Origin of the sequence: Pseudoalteromonas sp. S2893 (assembly GCF_005887105.1) — a bacterium.
GTDB lineage: Bacteria > Pseudomonadota > Gammaproteobacteria > Enterobacterales > Alteromonadaceae > Pseudoalteromonas > Pseudoalteromonas atlantica.
Map to the genome: position 1 here is coordinate 1 of NZ_PNCY01000031.1, position 20,931 is coordinate 20,931.

Genomic DNA, 20,931 nt, shown 5'->3' on the forward strand with positions numbered 1-20,931 from the left:
GAAACAAATCAATTGCTTTAATTAAATTTTATCCATAAAAAAACCGCCAACTTGATTGCTCAAATTGGCGGTTTTTTATGGTTTTTAAGTAACGAACTTAAATACCTGTATTGGTGGAGCTGGGGGGATTTGAACCCCCGTCCGAAAAGCCTCGACCGTCGGTACTACATGTTTAGTATTGTCATTTAATTAACCTTTAAATCCCGGACAAACACGGTAGATAAAGGCGAGGCCGCTTAGTTTTAACGCTTCAACCCCGGCCAGGGTTTCCGTCGCGATCAGGTGTTAGGGTGACACTCCAAAATCCAGTCCACAAGAATACATGGAAGGAGCGCTAGCCAGCCTAAGCTGCTAGAGAGTAGTTATCGTCGTTTGCGATTACTTTAAATTGCGGCTTTTTTACGAGGCAAACCGCACCTCGACATGCACCTCAGGCTTCTTGAATTCCGTCGAATCCTAATCAGCCCCTGAAATATGAATTTCTTTCAGTGAGGGCAGTATAACTGAGTAAACGACTGATACTCAAGGGGTGTGACACTTTTATTTTAGCTAACTGAATCAACTGAACAGTAAACAAGCACAAGTTTGTAAAAAAGCAAACAAATACCGAACATTTACTTAACATACCGGTCAAGTTGTGCTCAAATAAGGAGTTAAATTTTACACTAGCTATAAGGCTTTAGTAGTAAAAGTAATAATCATAATAACAGGCATATTACGTAGGGAATTTATAAATGTCGGTTTTTTTATTTAATGAACAAACGGGTGAGCTGGCGTTATCTGCACATCCTATTGATAATGGATTTCCGGTGACGAGTGCTCAACTTATTGAGCTACTTGAACAGTCGGATTATTGCGAGTTTGAAGTACTCTCTGGCAATATTGGTAAGTTATTTTCACCGAGTAAAAATTATCAGCAAGAATCATTAGTAATTGCCAAAGCCACGGACGCGAGCATTGTTATTAACGTTGATGAAAAAAACATGGTTGCAGAGGCTACGCTTACCACGGCCAAAGGCGGCGCATTACTCTCTATGGAGGCAGCTCAAGCAGCTTTAGTTAAAGCCGGTGTAAAAAAAGGCATTAGTCCTCGTGCACTGGATACGTTTTTAGGTCAGCAGTTTTCTCACCCCGCAGGTACATCATACAGCGCTATTGTGGCTCATGGCCGAAACCCTAAAGAAGGCAGTGATGCGAGGTTTGTTCGTCTTTGCTCTACTGCGCAAGACCGCGTACTTAGCCCCCAAGCAAAAGAAGGTGGCAAGGTCGATATGAAAGACCTTGGCGCGATTATTACGGTAAAACCCGGCACCCCTTTAATGCAGCGAGTAGCTGCTACACCAGGTGAAGATGGCTATACGGTTTTTGGCGATATGATCAAGGCAACGCCTGGTAAAGAGCATCAATTACAGCCCTTTGAAGGCACAAAAATAGATCCTAATAACCCAAACATGCTCATTGCCGATTGTAAAGGTGTGCCTGTGGCCTTACCTAGAGGCATGCGGGTTGACGATGTTTTGTGTTTTCATAATGTAGATGTAAGTACAGGCCACGTTGATTTTGATGGCAGTGTAATTATCTCTGGTGATGTAAAAGACGGTATGCGGGTTAAAGCCAATGGCGATATTACTGTATTAGGGTTTGTTGAATCAGGCACGATTGAAAGCCAAAGCGCGGTAACTATTATGCTCGGCGCTATTGGCCGTAAGCGTGAAAATGAAGAAGCATTTACGTGCGAAATTTCAGCCCAACGTACTATTTCTATTGGCTATGCCCAGTACTGTAATATTAAAAGTGCGCAAGATTTATTTATAGAACGCCAAGCATTACATTGTAATTTAAGTGCAAGGCGCTTAATACGTGTTGGTAAAGCAGGTAACCCTCGCGGCAAAATAATTGGGGGCAATATTCTTGATGCTATGCGTATAGAAACAGGTGAGCTAGGTGCGCCGGCAGGGACTAAGACCCGTGTGTTTTTAGCTCAAAACTGGCATGAACTGCGCTCAAAGCAGTCTCAAATAATTGATTTTGAAAAAGTATTAGCAAGTAAAACATCTGCACTTAAACAAGCTAAAGAAAAAGCGATAAAAATTCCAGTTGCTGCTCAACGCCAACAGCTACTAGATAAAATTGCCGCTAATGAGCAGCATATAAAAACTCGCGCTATGCACGTACAACGTCAAAAAAGATTGGTGAAGCAAAAAATTTCTCAGCTATTGGCAACTAGCCGACTTAAAATTAACGAAATAATGCACCCAGGTGTGGAGCTTAAAATAGCAAAAGACACAAAACAGTTTTCGCGTATTTACCCACCCCACTTAGTAAAACTTTCTGAGGGAAAAATCACTCAGTCGTTTTAGTCTCCTCTTCGGTGTTTTCAGTTTCTTGGGCGTCACTTTCAGGTAGTGGCGCTAACGGCCAGCCCCCTAGTTCTTGCCAACGATTTACTATTAAACAATATAGCTCTGCTGTGCGTTCTGTATCGTAAAGTGCCGAGTGTGCTTGGCTGTTATCAAACTCAATCCCCGCGGCTCTACATGCTTTAGCTAGTACCGTTTGGCCTAAAGCTAACCCTGCAAGCGAGGTTGTGTCGAAACTCACAAATGGATGAAATGGCGTACGCTTAATATTGTTACGCTCAATGGCTGCGTTTAAAAAGCCATGATCAAAGGCGGCATTGTGTGCCACTACAACTGAGCGTTGACACCCAGCAGCTTTTTGCGCTTTACGTACTGCTTTACAAATTTCTTTAATTGCTTCGTCTTCTGGTACTGCGCCGCGCAACGGACTAAACGGGTCTATGCCGTTAAATTCAATTGCGGCTTGTTCAATATTAGCGCCTTCAAAAGGCTCTACATGAAAATGAACGGTATGATCTATGCTGAGTAACCCTTCGTCATCCATTTTTAAAATTGATACGGCAATTTCAAGTAAGGCGTCGGTTTCTTTATTAAAGCCGGCGGTTTCTACATCAATAACAACAGGAAAAAAGCCGCGAAAGCGTTGTGCGAAAAGTGTTTGCTCAGTATTTGCCATAGTCTTCTTGGTTTATGAGGATAAGCTCACTATTATGTCAAAATTGGGGGCTACTCGGCTAGGGCTTTATAAATTATTTAATTAATATATTGTAGGCATGCTATTTGCTTTTAAATAACTGCTAATTGTATTGGCTGTTATTAATCCCCATCGCATTAAATTACGGATACTAGTAAGGCGCCTAGAAAATAGCGCAATAACAAGGCGAAAATTATTTATAGCTTTGTTCTATATCAATAAGTTTAACGCAGTAAGACGGCTATTTAATACGATACAAAGATTATTTTTTTAATTAAGTTGGTACAGAGCCCTACTTTAGCCGTACGCCAAAATATTGGCTTAGTAGATTAACCGGAGCGTTTTATGAAGTGTAAGTTGTTTTTTATTAGCGTAAGCCTTGGCACTGCCTTGATGAGTTATTCATCGCAAGCGGCTATGCGCCAATACAGCGCAAATCAAGATAACTCCAATTGGGAAGTTATAAAAACAACACGCTTACAGTGTCAATTAAACCACGAAGTGCCCTACTACGGTGAGGCCATATTTAAGGCATCGGCCAGTAAAAACAAAAACCTAACTTTTAATCTAGATATGGTTGTGCGCCCCGACAATTACGATATAGCCGGTTTAAAGGCGGTGCCACCAGCATGGCGTTCAGGCCTTCCCGCGCGTGATATAACCACGATGAAGTTACTTAAAAAGTTTGATGGTGAGCTTGGTAATAAAACCGCGTGGGAAATGCTAACTGAACTTGAAAAAGGGTTTCATCCTACCTTTTACTACCAGGACTGGCAAAATAGTGCCGACAAAATTGCCGTTGGTATTTCAAGCGTTAATTTTAAACAAGCCTATTGGGCGTTTTTACAGTGCCGTGATGAACTTTTACCATACAGCTTTGAAGATATTTCATTTACTGTAATGAACTACCAATCAAATAGCAGTAAGCTCACTAAAGAGTCGCAAAAGCGCTTAGATAAAATTGCTGAGTATTTAAAAAATGACACCAGTATTGAGTCTATAAGTATTGATTCGTATACCGATAGCTACGGTGGTCGTTGGAATAACTTAGATTTATCGCGTAAGCGTGCTAAAGCTATAAAAGATTATATGGTCAGCTTAGGGGTTGATGAGGGCAAAGTACAAACCACAGGCCTAGGTGAAAAACGTTTTGTTGATACTAACGAAAATATTTTAGGGCGAAATAAAAACCGTCGTTTAATTATTCAAATAGCAAAAATGTAACCGCCCTAAACTGCTAACTACCGCTGCGCCGCTTTATGAGCTTATCGCCAAACTGAAAAAACGTTAGGCTCAAAAATATAATTATGGCTCCTATAATGAGCTCCTGACTTAAAGGCTCGTTATTAAGTAATGCGCCTAGCGCTAATGCAAAACTTGGTGTAATTAAACTACTTAAGGCTACAGTACTGGCGTTTAACTTTTGTAATACATGAAAATACGCTAAAGCCCCTACAATCGAGCCAAAAATACCTAAATACGCAATACTCCATAACGAGCGAGCACTCCAATAGTCCATACTTATTTGCCCATCTACCAGCCACCACAACAGTCCAAATAAAGGAGTAACAAAAACCAGCGCTCCAAAAGTGGTTGCCATAGGATGAATAGCAATTTTTACACGTTTGATCATCACCCCACTGAGACTAAATAAAGTAACCGCCAATAACACATACATCAGCCCTATGCCCTGTGTTTGTGAGGTTTGTAGCTGGTTATAACTTACAAAATAAAGGCCTATTAATGCACAGCTCAGCGCTATTAATTTAATAGGGCTAAATTTAGGCTCATTAAGTAACCTTTGTGCTAAAAAGCCAGAGAGAATAGGCGCAAGGCCAAACACTAATGAAATAATACCTGAAGGTACTGTGGTAGCAGCCATGTAACTTAATGACATACCGCCAAAAATACCCAAACTGGAGTGTGCATATAACGTGCACGCGTTTTTACTCCAAGGTACACGAATATTGGCTATAGCAACAATTAACCCAGCAACAAATAAGCCTATAATCATGCGCATTAAAACGGCGAGCATTGGTGCTACAGTTTCACTGCTCCATACAATACCTAAAGGCGTAGTACACCAAATAATGACAAGTAGTAAATAAGATAATTTAACTGGCACACGCCATTCCTTTGCACTGAGGAGGTAGAAACCCTATTAAAGTAAATTATACGCGCGAAAGTAATACGCAGTACATATATAAACGTCTAAATACAGCTGTAAATTCATAGTTACATTATTATTTACCGGCATTTATTACAAAACTATTTATGTTTTAAGTAACTAGTTATATCTTGAGTGCCTCTCACACATTTTAGGATAGTTAAGTGCTTAAAAATAAAACAATAGGCAGCATGTTAATTGTTGCAGGCACCACCATAGGCGCAGGTATGCTGGCATTGCCAATTGCCTCTGCAGGACTTGGGTTTAATACCGCGCTTGCACTGATAATAGCCAGCTGGTTATTGATGACCTACACCGCTTTATTAATGCTAGAGCTCCACCAATACGCCCCTAGAGATGCAACGTTAAACACCTTAGCAAAGCGCTGGTTAGGAAAGCGCGGCCAGTACGTAGCTAATTTTTCGATGATATTTTTGTTTTACGCCCTGTGCGCAGCCTATATAGCCGGGGGTGGCGCGCAGTTGCAGTCGCGTATTAGTAATGATTTGAGCATAAACATAGCGCCCCAAATTGCCTCTATTGTTTTAGCCATTGTAATAGGTAGCGTGGTTACTTTAGGCACCAGTAAAGTAGATAAACTTAACCGCGTGTTATTTACGATTAAAATTTTAGTACTGGGCAGCTTGTTTTATATGCTTACACCCTATGTACAAGGTAGGCACTTACTTGAAATGCCCGTTGAGCAAGGGCTGATTTTATCTGCCTTACCCGTTATTTTTACCTCATTTGGTTTTCATGGCTCTATTCCGTCAATTGTTAAGTATGTGGGGCTAGAAACAAAAGTATTGCGTAAGGTAATGATTGCAGGGGCTGCTTTACCTTTAGTGATTTATATTTTTTGGCAACTGCTTAGCCAAGGTATTATGCAGCAAAGTGATTTACTCAATAGTAATGGCTTAACAGGCTTTGTAGAGAGTGTGGCAAATATTGCGCATAATCCGCAGGTAACAAGCGCTGTTACACTGTTTGCCGACTTAGCATTGGCCACCTCTTTTTTAGGTGTTAGCTTAGGGTTATTTGATTTTTTTGCTGATGCATTTAATAAAGGCGACACCAAGTCAGAAAGAATAAAAACCGCACTAATTACTTTTATTCCCCCTTTAGGGTTTGCGTTATTTTACCCTCAGGGATTTATAATGGCGTTAGGCTATGCAGCCATCGCCCTTGTGGTATTAGCAATATTTTTACCGGTTTCTATGGTGTATAGGCAGCGTAAATCTGGCCCTCAAACGGGATATCAAGTGCGAAGTGGTAATATGGGATTAGCGGTTGCAGGGCTGTGCGGCGTTGTAATTATTGTCGCCCAATTTATGCAAATGTTGGGTTTAGTACCCGCTATTGGTTAATAAAAAACCTAACCCCTTTAGTTTAAAGGGGTTAGTTAAAAATATTAAAATACGCGAGACTCACCACGGCCTGTAGCCTGAGAAGCTGCTTGTAACTCACCGTCTTTATTTACAATAACCTGCAAATCACCAAAACGGCGCTTATCCAGTGTGTAGCCCATTTTTATAAGTTCAGCTTGTGTGTTTTCACTGAGCCCTGCGTGTGTTCTGATCACGTTTTTAGGCCATAACTGATGATGAAACCGCGTGCTATTAACAATATCGTTGGCGCCCATGTTAAATTCAACCGCATTTAAAATAGATTGATACACCGAGCTAATAATTGTTGTGCCCCCAGGCGAGCCTGTGACCATTTTAACGCTGTTGTTTTTGAGCAGTATGGTTGGCGACATTGAGCTAAGCATACGCTTTTGTGGCTGAATTTCATTGGCTTTACCGCCGAGCGCACCAAAGGCGTTCATTACCCCAGGTTTAGCGCTAAAGTCGTCCATTTCGTCATTTAATATAAAGCCTGCACCTTCAACCACAACGCCACTGCCAAAGCTTAAATTAATCGTTGTGGTATTGGCCACTGCATTACCCATTTTATCAATAATAGAAAAATGCGTGGTTTGCTCACTTTCTTTGAGGCCTGGTTTTATGTTTTCGGTCTTTGAAATAGCTGTTAAAGAAATATCTTTACTGCGCGCTTTTAGGTAATCAATATGAGTAAGCTCAGTCACTGGTACATCAAAAAAGTCCGGATCGCCCAAGTACTCTGCTCTATCGGCAAACACACGTTTACCTATTTCAGCAAGTAAATGTACGTATTGAGTAGAGTTATGTACCAACCCCATTTCGCTTTTTTTAAGCTCAAACATTTTTAGCCACTGTAAAATAGCAATTCCGCCAGAGCTTGGTGGTGGAGAGGTTAATACTTCATAACCGTTCCAGTTAGCTTTAATCGGCGTGCGCGACACAGCCGTGTAATTAGCCAAATCAGTTTGGTTAATAATGCCACCGTGCTGGTGCATAAAGTTGGCAATAATGCGGGCCGTTTCGCCTTTATAAAACCCGTCTTGACCGTTATCTCTTATGCGCTTTAAAGTAGCGGCTAGCTCAGGCTGTTTAAAAACCTGATTTGCTTTTATATCTGCAAAATAGTGTTTAAAATTTACATTTATATTTTGTTTGTCTAAATGAGCAATGTATTGTGCGACCCCTTGAGCCAATTTGGGCGGCACTTTAAAGCCTTGCTCTGCTAAGGTAACCGCAGGCTGTAATAATGTTTGCCATTTTAAGGTGCCGTGTTTTTGATGCGCCAGCCACATACCGGCTACGCTCCCAGGTACACCACTTGCGTGAATACCATAAATTGACTTGTTTTTAATTACATCGCCCTTGGCATCTAAATACATATCTCTGTGCGCTGCTTGAGGAGCCGTTTCGCGATAGTCTATAAAGTCGCCTTTTCCCTCTTTTTGTATAAGCATAAAGCCTCCCCCGCCAATATTTCCGGCTTCGGGAAGCGTTACCGCTAATACAAATTGCGCAGCAATAGCCGCATCAACAGCATTTCCACCTTGTTCTAAAATAGCTTGTGCTGTATCTGCACTAAACGAGTCAGGCATTGCGACAGCGCTTTTAGTAACTTGCTCCGCCTGCACGCTAAATATACAAAATTGTGCAATCAACACACTCTTAACAATGAGCCGGCTTGGTCGAAAAAATAACCCCATAAAACATCCTTACTTTATTATTTGAATCTCGCTTGGCTCATTTATGCATACCATAGAATGTTAGGTCAATGTTTATACAAGTAATTTTTTGTATGCTATAACGCCTTTGCGTATAAAACGGCATCCAAATCGCCTTGTTCATCAGTGTGTATATAGTTTTTGACCCAGCTAAACCCCAGCTTTTGCATGACGCTAATTGAGGCTTTATTATCGGCCAGTGCCATTGCTGATAGTGTTTTTATCTCTGGCTGCATTTTTAAGGCGTTACATAATGCACTAGCCGCTTCCGTTGCATAACCCTGTCCCCAACTAGATTGCTTAAAGCGCCACCCTATTTCAATATTTGTAAAATCGGGAGTTTGAGTAAAAAAGTGCATAGGCCTAATCAGCACCCACCCTATAAAAGGGTCCTCTTTTTTAAGCGTGATTTTCCACAGCCCCCAGCCTTTGTTTACATTTTTATAGGCAAGCATTCTGGGGATCCCTATTTCTTTAATTTGTTTTAATGTCGAAGGCGTTCCCCGGTTTATGTATTTCATTACCGCGGGGTCTTGATCTAGTTCATGCAGCAGCGGCCAATCGTGTTCATTCATTAATTTGAAATTTAAGCGTGTTGTTACAGGTGTGTTCATCTTCGCTGTTCTATTATTAAATGGAATTAATTATTTGTCTCTAAGGAGAGATAGCACATGAACAAATTAGCAGGTTTAGCTTTATTAGGCACTTTAATTACACTAACGGGCTGTGAAGATGCTCAGGAAGTACAAGAAGATGCAAAAGATAAAAGCGCGCAAATGCAAGAGCAGCTTGGTGACACATGGAACGATGTAAAAGATAAAGCCACAGAGCTTAAAAATGATGAGACATTAAATGAGTTGCTTGAACAAAGTAAAGCAATGGGCTTAGACATGTACGACGATGGCAAAGAAATTGCCGTTGATGCATGGATAAAAAGCAAAGAAGCAGCCGGTGAATTAACCGAAAAAACAAAGCAAAAAGCGCAAGAAATCGCTGAAGAAATTGAAGAAGCGCGTGAAGAACATGCTGAAAAACAGTAATATTATTGATACTAATTCATTTAATTAAGTAACTTTCTTTGGGGTAAAAACATCGTTTAGTAAGTAAAAAATTGCTATTTAGGTGTTCTTAACAAGCGTTTTTAACGCACTTAGCGTGGGGCTTAGCCCCTTAAAATACTTAATTATTATTGCTAATTAGTATTAAATAGTATTTACAAAAAAAGGCTGCAAATAACATTATTTGCAGCCTTTTTATTTATGCGCTTATTACTATAATTAAATTGCTTCTTCGTCTTCTTCTGCGGTGCGTATACGTACTACCCGCTCAACGTCTGTGACAAATATTTTACCATCACCAATTTTGCCTGTTTGCGCTGTTTTTACTATTACTTCTATAGCGCGTTCAACATCTTCATCGGTTAGCACAATATCAAGTTTTACCTTAGGTAAAAAATCCACCATGTACTCAGCGCCACGGTAAAGTTCTGTGTGACCTTTTTGACGACCAAAACCTTTTACTTCACTTACAGTCATACCCGTAATACCTACATCTGATAGGGCTTCACGTACGTCGTCTAACTTAAACGGTTTGATGATTGCTTCTATTTTTTTCATGCTCACTACTTATTAAAGCTTTAGTTGCCTCGATTTTAGACAATCATGGAGTTCATAGCAAACAAAGCAATTGAATTCGATGATAAAACAACCAAGCGTGGTATAATTATTTATAAGTCTGAATTATAAATCTTTCTCAACTAGCTATAATAATAACAAATGTAGTAGGTATAAATAATATGAAAAAATTCCAAACCGGTTTAACTTTATTAGAGCTCATGGTGGCAGTAGCCATAGTCGGTATTATCGCCTCTATAGCTCTTTGGGACAGTAGCGATATGCTTGAGGAGAACCGCGCTGAGAATTTCTTGCTTGAACTAAAGCGCAATATTAGCTTTGCTCGCTCACAAGCTGCCAGTACAGATGAAATTGTTGTTTTGTGCCCTACTGGCCAAGGTAAAATTAAAAACAGCGAAGACACTTTCAACTGCAACAAAAAGTGGGACGAGAATAAAATTATTGTTGTATTTATCGATGTAGATAACGATGGGCACTATAACGGCGCTTCCGATACGCTGCTTAGAGTCATGGAAGAAATATCAGATAACGACAAGTTAACCTTTACAGGAAATGAGCGTCGCCTTCGTTTTAATACCAGTGGACGAATTACCACAAACCCAGGTGACTTTGTTTTTTGCCCCAATGGTGGCACTGAAAATAATAAAGCGCTTACTTTATCGCAATCAGGTACTGCTTTTTATGCCGGTGACAGTGCACTTAAGTGCGGTTAAAAAACATACAATTTAGGTTGTCATATTTTTATCATTTACTACACTGAGTTAATACATTTTTTGACTCAAGGCTTCAGGGATGAGGTTATCTACCCAAACTCAGGCTGGCTATACGCTTTTAGAATTAATGGCATCTATTGCTATTGTGAGTATTGTTAGCCAAATTTCTCTATCGGTTTTTCCTGACTTTTTAGCGAAAAACCGAGCTGACAATCATGTTAGTTTGCTGCACAGAAACATTAATTATGGCCGCCTTTACGCCATTGAAAATGGCACTTATGTTACTTTGTGTGCTTTAAAAGATAATCAATGCACTAAAGATGAGTGGGATGGGCAAATGTCGCTGTTTATTGATAACGACAAGTCTACGTCATTAGACACCGACGACTTATTAATAAGCACATTTGAAAAAATCCATGATGCAGATTCTATGCAATACCCCCGAAGTGCAATTACCTTTCGGCCCGATGGCTCTTTAAATGGTTTTCAAAATGGAACATTTATATATTGCCCAAATAAAGATAAAGCCAACCTTGAGGGGCTGGCTTTATCGGTCAGTCAAACAGGCCGTATACGAATTAAATCAACCGACAAATGTCAGAGCGACTAGTTAACCCGATTAAGTTAACCCGATTAAGTTAACGTCCCCAGCAATACTCAACATCTGAATTACCTTTACTGCCTTTTGCGCCTTTATAGCCTGTGTCAGTAATTGTAATTTGCGTGCAGTCACCATCGCCTTTTACAGCACCCGCAATAGGTTTTGCAGTAATTGTAAACGTATTATCGTCATCATCCACATCAATCGACAGCTCAAAATGGCCGTTTTCTGTGGTCTCTTGTATACCTAAGTCTGAGAATGTCTCTGTGTACTCACGATTATCTACAAAGTACTGCTCTTGTTTGTTTGCAGCGTCTAAAAGCGCCGCTGCGGCCTCGGCCCGAGAAGAGCGTTTTACATACTCAGTATAATTAGGCAGTGCTATTGAGGCTAAAATACCTACAATAGCTACGGCTATCATTAACTCTATCAACGTGAATCCGCGTGCTTGTTTATTCATTAATATTCCTTAATCATCAATTTCATCATTTTCTTCACGTTTATAAATATAGGTTTGTTGGGTTTTAAAGCCAAACCCTACACTATCATCGTCATTCACTAATTGTACGGTACCATCTACAACCGTTAAGCCTGGGCCCATTATTTCTACTGGCTTCATTGGGTTTTGTGCATCTTCGCCTTTTATTCCCGGCCCAATTAGGTAAAACTGGCTTTCTTCGGTCACTTCAATGGTTGGGTTATCATCACAAAAGCCGTCGCCATTTCCATCGGCACAAGAGGGGCCTTCACCAAAGTACAATTGTGGTGTATCAGGTACATCATAGCTAGTGGTAAACTTTAAGTCGTCATATACCTTGGTGCCATAATGTAAATGGAACGCATACAACGAGCCGCCACCGCCACTTAACGAACATTGGTTCTCTGTAGAGGTTTCTGATGATGGAGTAAAGCTTGTATAGTAAGCGACACCGCCCACCACTGTGGCTGCTGCTAAAGATTTTTCGCCTGTGCCTAATTCATAGCGCCAGCCTTTAAATTTAGCTAAATCGACTTCTAAATCAACAAACTCATCTACATCATCAAGTGCATTACCAAACGGGTCGCTGTTCATTAGCATTAAATCTGCTGGTTTAATCGCTGTAGGGGCGCTAGTGAATGACTGAGTTACTGTATTTTCATCTCTTATCATAAACAGCTGATCGTCTTCATTTGTACCTGTTGGTTTTGAGCGATTTCCGCTGCCTATTACAATAGCGTCATACGGCGTATCTAAACGTGTAATCACTGTTTCACCATTAATCGTTGTTTCACTTACTTTGCTATAAAGTGTACGTGCCACCAACGGCTGGTAAAAAAAGCGACGGTCTTGGCTTGCTAAACTGCTACCAAGCTCTGCAAGTTTAAAGTGCGTAAAATTACTGGTGCTTGTGCCTGGCATGTCTATACGCCAAATATCGCCCCCGGTATCGGCAGCATAAATTCTGTCAATGTAACCATCGTAATCTGAATCAAGCGTAGAAACATTTGCTGCAATCGAGTGCTTGCCTTTAAATCCATTTTCGTTTGGCGTTAAAGCCCACACTTTTTTACCTGTTTCAGCTTCTACTATATAAATACCGCGACCAACCGAGTCTTCACTTCTTACCACGGCATCTTTATTTGTATCGTACCCTGCTCCAAAGACGAGTAATGGCTTATCACCAAATGCTTTTATGTACGCTATTTGGGGTTTTGACCACGTTTGAGCTAGCTCTTTAAAATCGCCAGTACCGCCTTCTATAGGGTTATCCCATAGTTTTTTAGGCTGATCGGGGTTAGTAATATCAAAGGCGTAATAGTTTTTTCCACCACGGCGCATACCTGCAAATGCCCACACGTCGTCACCATCGCTTGCATCAACAATACCATCGTTAATGCCTTCGTCATTTAAGCTTTTATCACTAAAGTAAACACTGATTGGGCCGTCCATCCCGTAGAGTTTACCGGTGTCTTCATTGCGTAAAGGCTGAATAATATCGTAAAGATCAGAGGGAATGAACGCCCAGCTTTCGGTCACTTGGTTATTGGTATCATCGTCTTTAAACATATGTAAAAAGCCGGCATTAGTACCAATCAATATGCGTATGTCGTCATTGCCATAGTCGATTGCCACTGGCTTAGAATGTAAAGGGTCGCCAAAAATATCGCTGCGTTGATCGGTGTTTGAGCCATCGTTGTCTTCATCGTCAACATCTATCCCCATTGCCCATTTTATATCTGAACTAGCTAGGCTAATCGGGTTATTGGTGACTAAATCTAAAATATCGCTCACAATATTAGTAGTAAACTCAACTATATCGCCTTGCTTATCTGTATAGAGGTTGCGTCTTTCTTCAGCTGGAGTCCCCGTGAGTGTAGCTAAATGATAGTTTACACCCCCTTGTGCAACTAAGTTACCATCGGCAGACTGGCCATCTGGCAACCAAAATGTTTTAGCATCGGTGTCGATTAAACCATCAGAATCAAGCGCTGTATTATCTGCAGAGTCAACTATTTCGCTGCCTGATACTTTTAATTTTTTTAAATTCCCACCCCATCGAGTGTTTGTTTCTGGGTAAAACATGGCAAAGTAAATGGCATCACGGCTACGTGTTTGGTCTACGTTGTTACTTGCTACCGAAGGCGAAGAGAAGCTATCGTTTACTTCACGAATACGAGAAATAGCACTATTTAGCGAGTTAGAAAGCTCATCTGGGGTGCTTGCTGGTAAGTTTTCACCGCCACCCAATAAGGCAGCACGTCTTAACAGTTCTTGCCCGCTTGCACTCATACCTGAACCAAAACCTATAGTGTATAAGCGGCCTGTTTCGTGGATATCGGCAGTGGCAGGGTATAAATCAACGGTAACATCACTTGTACCATGAATAATTTTAGCCATTTGGTGTAAGTAGTTACTGTAATAACTATCGGTATTCCAGTTTAATGGCTCTCCAAAGTACTTTTCGTGTTCATCACTAATATCACTATCGCTGCCGTTATCATTAGAAGGGTCGCCATCAGTCATATAAATAATGTTGATTGAATTATCACAACGAGCCGCTTCAGCTTCACTGTCTGCAAAGGGCGATATATAAGTATAACTTGTTTGGGTATCAACATAATCATAACAGTACTCTTGACGATTTCGCCCTCGTCCGATTGTATAGCAGTATTCTTTCACTACTTGGGTGGTAGTTGTATCTTCTACGCTTGTATCTCGCTCAAAGGTAGAGGCATCTAGGCCATACCCCACCCCTTTACCAGTAATATACAGATAAGCTTCCCATAACGTTTCGGTTAGAGGGGTGCCACCATTGGCTGGGAGAGCTGCGATGGAGCTGCGCACTATAGATGAGTCACTACCAACACCATTTACAACATAGCCGCCCTCAGAATCACTTTTAAATCGCATCAAACCAAAATCAATAGAGTCTTCGTTATCTGATACCACTTTTGTCATGGCATATTGTGCTGCCGCAAGGCGACTATCTGCACATAAGTAGTAACCAGTTTGGTTGCTAAAGCCACAACTATTACCATTAGAGGATGAAAACGCCATACTGCCTGATGTATCAAATATGAGTAAAACCCTTGGTTTCTCATCTAAATCTAAATCATGATTTACATAAAGCTCTATATCTTCAGCAATTGCTGAAGCGCTCAGTGCTAAACCAAGTAAAGAGACCAATGGCTTATTAAGATTAAATTTCATTCTAAATCCCCTTACTTATACTGGCCATTTCTTGAGCTACACCTGTTACAATTGTAAGTTCGTGCTTTGCTTTAGAGCCATATTGAATAGTGGTAGAAACTTGCAGCATGTTACACGATATACCGGCAGTAAAATTAAATCGGCGTGGGCATTCTAAATCAAGCGCCCCCTGATTTAGGTTTACCATTTTGCTTTGCATATCGTCGTGCGTGGCTATTACCATCCCTTCATCATCTGCGCCTGCATGAGTTGATACTTCATCTGGCGTTAAAAAAAACTGATTAGCAGCTCCTTTGCTTGCCTCATCAGAAATCATTCGCTGTACTTCTCCAATGAGCTCATTTTCAGCGACTTCTCGCTCTTGAGCTGCATTAGTAATTTTGATATCTACACTACTGCTGCTCATTAATGTAACGGCAATTCCCGTTACAGCAATAACCATAATAAGGGCTGTAATAAGCACAACACCTTGTTGTTTATTTGCGTGTTTACTTAGATACGCCATAAATTTGCTCCCACGTTATTTAAACGAATTGTGGTGGTAAATACTGTTCTTCTGTAAGTATCGGTAAAAGTGAGCTCTCGGGAGTCTTCATCTTCACCTAAAATATATGTTTGATTTTTTATTTTAAGTCCCGGGTCTGGTTGCAATGCTCTAACTAACAAAAAAACCTGCACTGTTAGAATGCTTTTGCGGTTTTCCCAATCAGAGTGCTGCATATCCTCAATGCTTCGGTACGAATCAACACGACTATCACTGTCTGTATCTAAACCAAATACAAAGCGCATGTTTTCAACGCCCTCCATAATGGTTTCGGCCTTCATGTTGGCGCCATTTAAGCGTTTACGCATTAATGCTGGTACTGTAAGGCTTTTATTATTTACCGTATAAGTTTGCTCTGCGAGGTAATAAACATGATGGCTATAAGGCCACACCGTGGCATTAACGTTTAAACTACCCGCAGCTACAACGCCTCGGGTAAATTCTGCGCTTTCTTGCTCAGCTATAAAATAGTTTTCATCCGCTTGTGTTTCATTAGTAGCGCCATCTACCGTGAGCTGCTCACCTTGTAAAAACTTGATTTGTAAAATGTCAGTCCCTGCAATTGGCTTACTTATACAGTTAAGCTCACTTGTTGAACTGGCTTCTTTTGCATAAATAGTTCTGAAATTGCTAGAGGATGCTAAATCTGGAAAGCTGCCGTTATTAAGCCCTTCGAAGCAATCACCACCAGGGTTAGCTAACGTTTGTGTGTTTGCTGCAGTAAACGAATCATCATAATAAGTTCCCCAAAAGCCTATCTGCTCTATATCACGCTGCATAATATTAATGGCTAAGCGGCCTGACTCTTGTAACTCGCCTATTGTCATTGTGTCTTTTGTGGTTACTTTCATACCAATATAGGTAAACATCACCCCACCTAAAATAAGCCCACCAATAAATAATGAAATCATCATTTCTATTAGTGTAAAACCTTTTTCTCTCATGTTAGCTCCTTAGGTATATATAGCTATTTAATGCAACCAAACGGCGCTTTTTATCGTCAGTACCGCATTTTAGTGCTTTGGTTTCATCATTGGCATTAAACTCTTGGCGGCCTTGCCAAGACACTATTACTTCAATATTAAACCCACGCCCACCCGTACCTGCTGCAGCCGTAGGGTTTATACATACAGTGGCATCATCGAGAGAGCCGGTGTTTTCGCGTGCACGAATGGCGCGTTTCCATTGCTGTAAATCAAGGGCTGCAACTTGCGCTGCAGTGCATGACCCACTAAAACAAGCCGTAGAGGTAGACGTTGATGTTTTACTGGTGAAAGTTTGCGTATATAAAGTAACTAGCTGTGCGGTATCATTTGCTCTAATGCGCTGAATAATATCATTTCCTAACGCCACCGCGGCTGCGCGCTGCATAGAGTCAAAGCTTGCCTGCTTAGCTTTTGCTTGCAGTGCAACTGCGCCTAGTAAGCCAAAGCTTAAAATAATAAACGCAATCAGCACTTCAATTAAAGTAAAGCCTTTTTGAGGTTTTTTGTGAGGTGAATGCATAGTAAAAACCAAATAAATTTTATCTGATTATAAGTTTATGCATTGAAAATGTAGATGCAATATATACTAGGACAAGCGGTTAAATTTGTTGATAAACGGTTAACAGCATCAAACCAATTGAGCTTTGAGGATTAAAGTTACTCTATCTAGAAGCGATTTAATTCCAGCGCAATGCTGCTAATTTAATGGGCTCAATAACGGCCTCTGCCTTACTTAAAAAGCCAAGCAACCTACTACAAATTCAACCTAAAATATAACAGGCTCTAACATAGCGCATTTTTTACTGTTTTTAGCTCTCGCCTACTTACGCTTAATTGCTCCTTACATCCGGCTAGTTCTACGCTATGTACACCAGGGCTTTGGGTATGCAAGGCAACAAGCTTTTGTTTGTTTATGAGCGTATTTCTGTGAATACGTAATAATTGCGTTGGGAAGCGTTGCTCAAGTTGTTTTAAGCTTTGTTCAATTAGGGCCTCGCCCTCTTTAAATACCATATTGGTGTATTTTTCTTGAGCATTAAAGTAATACACTTGATCAAGTTCAATACTTTTTATTGTGCCACCAAGCTGATAACTAATTTTTGTAGATTGCTGCTTTTGCATATGCGCTTTATTTAAACGCCCTACTTGCGCTAACACTTTATTTAATGCCTGTTCAGTAACGGGTTTTACTAAGTATCCTGCGGCACTGAGCTGTAGCGCATCAAGTGCATGCTCGGGGTAAGCCGTTACAAATACTATTGCCGGTGGCACGCTCAGCGTATTGAGTTGCTGCGCTACCTCTAGGCCATTAATACCCGGCATATCTATGTCTAAAAAAACCAAATCGGGATGAACCTGCTTGATAATGGCAAGCCCCTGCGCGCCGTTATCACCTTCGCCTTTAACTAAAATATGCTCGTTGTGCTGCAGTAGCCGCTTTATTCTAGCGCGAGCTAGCGGTTCATCATCAATAATTACAACATTCATTGGGGGTTCTCAAACTGCTTAGGGATCACCACTTTTACTCTAAATATATCCTCTTTTTGTGTGATCGTTAGTTGTGCTTTTTCTTTGTAATATATAAACAATCGTTGGCGAATATTTTCAAGTGCCATGCCGTTATTTGGTCTTTTTAACGCCTCATTATGAGTGATAGGGTTAGAAACAATCAATGTTAAATACCCTGTTGTTACGTGTAGCTCTACACTAATAACGGCCCCTGTTTCACTGGGCTCTACCCCATGACACACCGCATTTTCTATTAACGGCTGAAGGGTTAAGCACGGAATACTAATATCTGGTAAATCAGCAGGCACTAGCCAATTAAGCTTTAAACGACTGCCAAAGCGCCAAGTTTCCAGCGCAACATATTGTTTTGATAAGGTCAGCTCATCTTCGAGAGAAACGCGCTGTCCCGAGCGCATAGCCGCTTGCGACAGCGCCGCAAGCGCAAGTATTGCTTGCTCTGCAGCATCGGCATCATGATGTGTTAGCTCGGCGGCGGTATTAAGGCTATTGTACAAAAAATGAGGGCGAATTCTGGCTTGCAAAGCATCAAGCTCTGCGCGCGAGAGCGCTTTTGTTTGCTGCTCTTTTTCAAAGTAAATCAGTAAAAACTGTACAAATAAAGCCGTGATCAAAAAAACAATTAAGCAGTTTCGTAATACAAAATAAATACTCGTTTCATTATTTGTAATATCTAAAAAGTAGCGGGCACACAGCACACTAAATAGAGCGGTACTGACTAAAAAGGAAATGAAAAAAGCAAAAAGTTGGGTGGTTTGCTGCTTTTTTTGTAAAACACCCCGAAAAGAGTATAAAGCAGAAATACTGACCAAAACGGTCATATGAGAAAATAAACTAATTACGCCAAGGCTCTGCCAGCTATCCCCTTCAACAAAAGGAGCAAACGCTAAGATAGTAGCAACAACTTGAGTAACAATAAGCGTGGCAAGTACCCCGCGCTCATTAAAAAGAGCCGAAAAAAGCAATGTTTCACCTTGCGGCAACTTGCTCATAACGGCTCTCCTTGTAATCTAAATAATTAATTTATATAGATTAACGCAGCTCAACAGGAACGGCAAATACGATATTCTCTTCTTCACCTGGGTTTTCAACTACCTGCTTGCCGCCAAGCTCTTTTAAACGTGCAATAACTTGTTGTACAAGCACTTCTGGCGCAGAAGCCCCCGCAGTTACTCCCACAGCGTTAGTTTCGCCAAACCACTGTGCTTCAACATTGGTTGCATCATCGATTAAATAAGCGGTTGTGCCCATTTTATCTGCAAGCTCACGTAAACGGTTAGAGTTAGAGCTGTTTTTTGCCCCCACAACTAATAGCACATCTACTTTGTCTGCTAAATCACGCACAGCATCTTGACGGTTTTGTGTCGCATAGCAAATGTCATCTTTGCGCGGGCCATCAATTGCTGGGAATTTTTCGCGCAGCGCATCAATTACATCTGCAGTGTCATCTACCGAAAGCGTTGTTTGGCTACAATAAAATAGGTTATCAGCATTTTTAACGTTAAGTTCGGCAACATCTTCTGCGGTTTCCACAAGGTAAATACCACCGTCGTTATTGTCATACTGCCCCATAGTACCCTCAACTTCTGGGTGTCCATGGTGACCAATTAAAATACACTCAATACCTTTACGGCTCGCACGCGTTACTTCCATATGCACTTTAGTAACTAATGGGCATGTTGCATCAAATACTTTTAAATCGCGGCGTTTAGCTTCTGAGCGTACTGCTTGCGATACACCGTGGGCGCTAAAAATAACAATGCTGTCATCAGGTACTTGGTCTAGCTCTTCAACAAATACGGCACCACGGTTTTTTAAACCATCTACTACGTAGCGGTTATGAACGACCTCGTGGCGTACGTAAATTGGCTTTTCAAAAATATCTAAAGCGCGCTCTACTATGCTAATTGCACGATCTACCCCTGCACAAAAGCCTCGCGGGTTCGCTAATAAAATATCCATTAGCCTTGCACCTCAATAATATCTACTTCAAACGTTAAACGTTGACCTGCTAACGGATGATTAAAATCTATAGTAACCGACTCACCTTGTACTTCGCGTACCAGTCCTGGCAGCTCAGTACCATCTGGCTGAGTAAAGGCAATAATTGCGCCGACTTTAGCTGGCGTTTCTACACCAAATTTACTGCGTTCTACATAGTAAATATTATCTGGATTAGGTTGGCCAAAGGCGTCTTCTGGTTCTAACTCAAACGTTTTGCTTTCGCCTGCACTTAAACCTAGTAAGCACTTTTCAAAATTAGCCGTTAAGCTGCCATCACCCATCGTTAACTTGGCTGGTTTATTATGCACCTTGGTTGAGTCTGCGGCAGAGCCATCTTCTAGTTTAATAGAAAAGTGAAAAATAACCTCTGAGTTTTCACCAATTACAGCTTGGCTCATGCTTTATGCTCCTTCGGACTTTCGCCTGTAAAGGCATCAAATAATAATAATGCGGCACCAATACAAATTGCACAGTCGGCAATATTAAATACTGGAAAATGCGAGTTTTTATAAAACACATGTATAAAGTCAATTACATAACCATAAGCAACACGGTCATATAAATTACCAATAGCGCCAGCAAGCACTAACGCATAAGCACTACATAATATTTTATTTGTCGCTGGTAAACGCTTTAACCACCACACTAATAGCGCACTAATAGCAATGGCAATAAAACTTAAAAACCAACGTTGCCAGCCACCCGCTTCACTTAAAAAGCTGTAGGCCGCTCCATAGTTATGTACGTAGGTAATACTAAAAACAGGCAGTAAATTAATCGACTCTTGATAAGCCATGGTATTTACAACAAGTGTTTTAGTGGCAAAGTCTATTACAAGCAGTAATAGACTTAACCAAAGCCACACTAAACCACTTTTTTGGGCTAGTTTGCTCACTGAGTAAAGCTC

General features: G+C 40.9%; 21 protein-coding genes and 1 other RNA gene. 6 read left to right on the forward strand and 16 right to left on the reverse strand.

The features are described from left to right. Positions 1–111: 111 nt before the first annotated feature. Positions 112–468, reverse strand: a transfer-messenger RNA (tmRNA) gene (gene ssrA, locus CWC04_RS14785). Positions 469–734: 266 nt separating this feature from the next. On the opposite strand from ssrA, the gene CWC04_RS14790 reads away from it, so the two are divergent. Then, the gene (locus CWC04_RS14790) at positions 735–2,360 is read left to right on the forward strand and encodes a flagellar assembly protein A (protein WP_054983045.1); all 1,626 of its coding nucleotides are present in this window, start codon (positions 735–737) and stop codon (positions 2,358–2,360) included. Here the strand turns inward: CWC04_RS14790 and rnt are convergent. Then, on the reverse strand, positions 2,344–3,036 hold the full coding sequence (gene rnt / locus CWC04_RS14795) for a ribonuclease T (protein WP_138685792.1): 693 nt from the start codon (positions 3,034–3,036) through the stop codon (positions 2,344–2,346). The two genes, CWC04_RS14790 and rnt, sit on opposite strands and share 17 nt — an antisense overlap. A gap of 363 nt (positions 3,037–3,399) precedes the next feature. Between rnt and CWC04_RS14800 the strand changes: the two genes are divergently transcribed. After that, complete coding sequence (locus CWC04_RS14800; RefSeq protein ID WP_024032261.1) at positions 3,400–4,278, forward strand: flagellar protein MotY; 879 nt, start codon at positions 3,400–3,402, stop codon at positions 4,276–4,278. Positions 4,279–4,291: 13 nt separating this feature from the next. Here the strand turns inward: CWC04_RS14800 and CWC04_RS14805 are convergent, their stop codons facing one another. Beyond that, the gene (locus CWC04_RS14805; protein ID WP_138685793.1) at positions 4,292–5,179 is read right to left on the reverse strand and encodes a DMT family transporter; all 888 of its coding nucleotides are present in this window, start codon (positions 5,177–5,179) and stop codon (positions 4,292–4,294) included. A 206-nt stretch (positions 5,180–5,385) separates the two neighbouring features. Here CWC04_RS14805 and CWC04_RS14810 point away from each other — a divergent pair, with 206 nt between their 5' ends. Further along, positions 5,386–6,588 (forward strand): aromatic amino acid transport family protein, encoded by a 1,203-nt coding sequence (locus CWC04_RS14810; protein WP_138685794.1) that lies wholly within the window; start codon positions 5,386–5,388, stop codon positions 6,586–6,588. A gap of 44 nt (positions 6,589–6,632) precedes the next feature. Here CWC04_RS14810 and ggt read toward each other — a convergent pair whose 3' ends face one another. Beyond that, a complete protein-coding gene (ggt, locus tag CWC04_RS14815; RefSeq protein ID WP_138685795.1) occupies positions 6,633–8,306 on the reverse strand; it encodes a gamma-glutamyltransferase in 1,674 nt (557 codons plus the stop codon). A 95-nt stretch (positions 8,307–8,401) separates the two neighbouring features. After that, entirely contained in the window at positions 8,402–8,938 is a 537-nt protein-coding gene (locus tag CWC04_RS14820) for a GNAT family N-acetyltransferase (protein WP_138685796.1), read from the reverse strand. Between the two features lie 57 nt (positions 8,939–8,995). Here CWC04_RS14820 and CWC04_RS14825 point away from each other — a divergent pair, with 57 nt between their 5' ends. Beyond that, positions 8,996–9,364, forward strand: a complete 369-nt coding sequence (locus CWC04_RS14825; protein WP_138685797.1) for a hypothetical protein — start codon at positions 8,996–8,998, stop codon at positions 9,362–9,364. Positions 9,365–9,601: 237 nt separating this feature from the next. Here the strand turns inward: CWC04_RS14825 and CWC04_RS14830 are convergent, their stop codons facing one another. Beyond that, positions 9,602–9,940, reverse strand: a complete 339-nt coding sequence (locus CWC04_RS14830) for a P-II family nitrogen regulator (protein WP_004588371.1) — start codon at positions 9,938–9,940, stop codon at positions 9,602–9,604. A 179-nt stretch (positions 9,941–10,119) separates the two neighbouring features. On the opposite strand from CWC04_RS14830, the gene CWC04_RS14835 reads away from it, so the two are divergent. Next, on the forward strand, positions 10,120–10,671 hold the full coding sequence (locus CWC04_RS14835) for a GspH/FimT family pseudopilin (RefSeq protein ID WP_126007785.1): 552 nt from the start codon (positions 10,120–10,122) through the stop codon (positions 10,669–10,671). A 79-nt stretch (positions 10,672–10,750) separates the two neighbouring features. Continuing rightward, the gene (locus CWC04_RS14840; protein WP_096041389.1) at positions 10,751–11,281 is read left to right on the forward strand and encodes a GspH/FimT family pseudopilin; all 531 of its coding nucleotides are present in this window, start codon (positions 10,751–10,753) and stop codon (positions 11,279–11,281) included. Between the two features lie 28 nt (positions 11,282–11,309). Here CWC04_RS14840 and CWC04_RS14845 read toward each other — a convergent pair whose 3' ends face one another. From CWC04_RS14845 to lspA, 10 genes are all read right to left on the reverse strand, one after another. Continuing rightward, the gene (locus CWC04_RS14845) at positions 11,310–11,732 is read right to left on the reverse strand and encodes a type IV pilin protein (RefSeq protein WP_024032268.1); all 423 of its coding nucleotides are present in this window, start codon (positions 11,730–11,732) and stop codon (positions 11,310–11,312) included. Positions 11,733–11,741: 9 nt separating this feature from the next. Then, positions 11,742–14,963, reverse strand: coding sequence for a PilC/PilY family type IV pilus protein (locus CWC04_RS14850; RefSeq protein WP_138685798.1), 3,222 nt, complete (start codon positions 14,961–14,963; stop codon positions 11,742–11,744). Between the two features lies 1 nt (position 14,964). Beyond that, the gene (locus tag CWC04_RS14855; protein WP_029774108.1) at positions 14,965–15,468 is read right to left on the reverse strand and encodes a hypothetical protein; all 504 of its coding nucleotides are present in this window, start codon (positions 15,466–15,468) and stop codon (positions 14,965–14,967) included. After that, positions 15,456–16,451, reverse strand: a complete 996-nt coding sequence (locus CWC04_RS14860; RefSeq protein ID WP_126007791.1) for a PilW family protein — start codon at positions 16,449–16,451, stop codon at positions 15,456–15,458. Before CWC04_RS14860 ends, CWC04_RS14855 begins: the two co-directional genes overlap by 13 nt. Before the next feature lies 1 nt (position 16,452). Then, positions 16,453–17,013 (reverse strand): type IV pilus modification protein PilV, encoded by a 561-nt coding sequence (gene pilV / locus CWC04_RS14865; RefSeq protein ID WP_064386015.1) that lies wholly within the window; start codon positions 17,011–17,013, stop codon positions 16,453–16,455. A gap of 263 nt (positions 17,014–17,276) precedes the next feature. Beyond that, positions 17,277–17,981 carry a LytR/AlgR family response regulator transcription factor gene (locus tag CWC04_RS14870; RefSeq protein WP_004588363.1) on the reverse strand — a complete coding sequence of 235 codons (705 nt, stop codon included), beginning with the start codon at positions 17,979–17,981 and terminating at the stop codon, positions 17,277–17,279. Next, positions 17,978–19,012 carry a sensor histidine kinase gene (locus CWC04_RS14875; RefSeq protein ID WP_138685799.1) on the reverse strand — a complete coding sequence of 345 codons (1,035 nt, stop codon included), beginning with the start codon at positions 19,010–19,012 and terminating at the stop codon, positions 17,978–17,980. The genes CWC04_RS14870 and CWC04_RS14875 overlap by 4 nt, the downstream gene beginning before the upstream one ends. 40 nt (positions 19,013–19,052) lie before the next feature. After that, on the reverse strand, positions 19,053–19,982 hold the full coding sequence (gene ispH, locus CWC04_RS14880; RefSeq protein WP_004588361.1) for a 4-hydroxy-3-methylbut-2-enyl diphosphate reductase: 930 nt from the start codon (positions 19,980–19,982) through the stop codon (positions 19,053–19,055). Further along, on the reverse strand, positions 19,982–20,422 hold the full coding sequence (gene fkpB / locus CWC04_RS14885) for an FKBP-type peptidyl-prolyl cis-trans isomerase (RefSeq protein WP_126007799.1): 441 nt from the start codon (positions 20,420–20,422) through the stop codon (positions 19,982–19,984). Before fkpB ends, ispH begins: the two co-directional genes overlap by 1 nt. Then, positions 20,419–20,919: a signal peptidase II gene (gene lspA, locus CWC04_RS14890; RefSeq protein WP_004588359.1), complete on the reverse strand. Its 501-nt coding sequence runs from the start codon at positions 20,917–20,919 to the stop codon at positions 20,419–20,421. The genes fkpB and lspA overlap by 4 nt, the downstream gene beginning before the upstream one ends. Between the last annotated feature and the right edge of the window lie 12 nt (positions 20,920–20,931).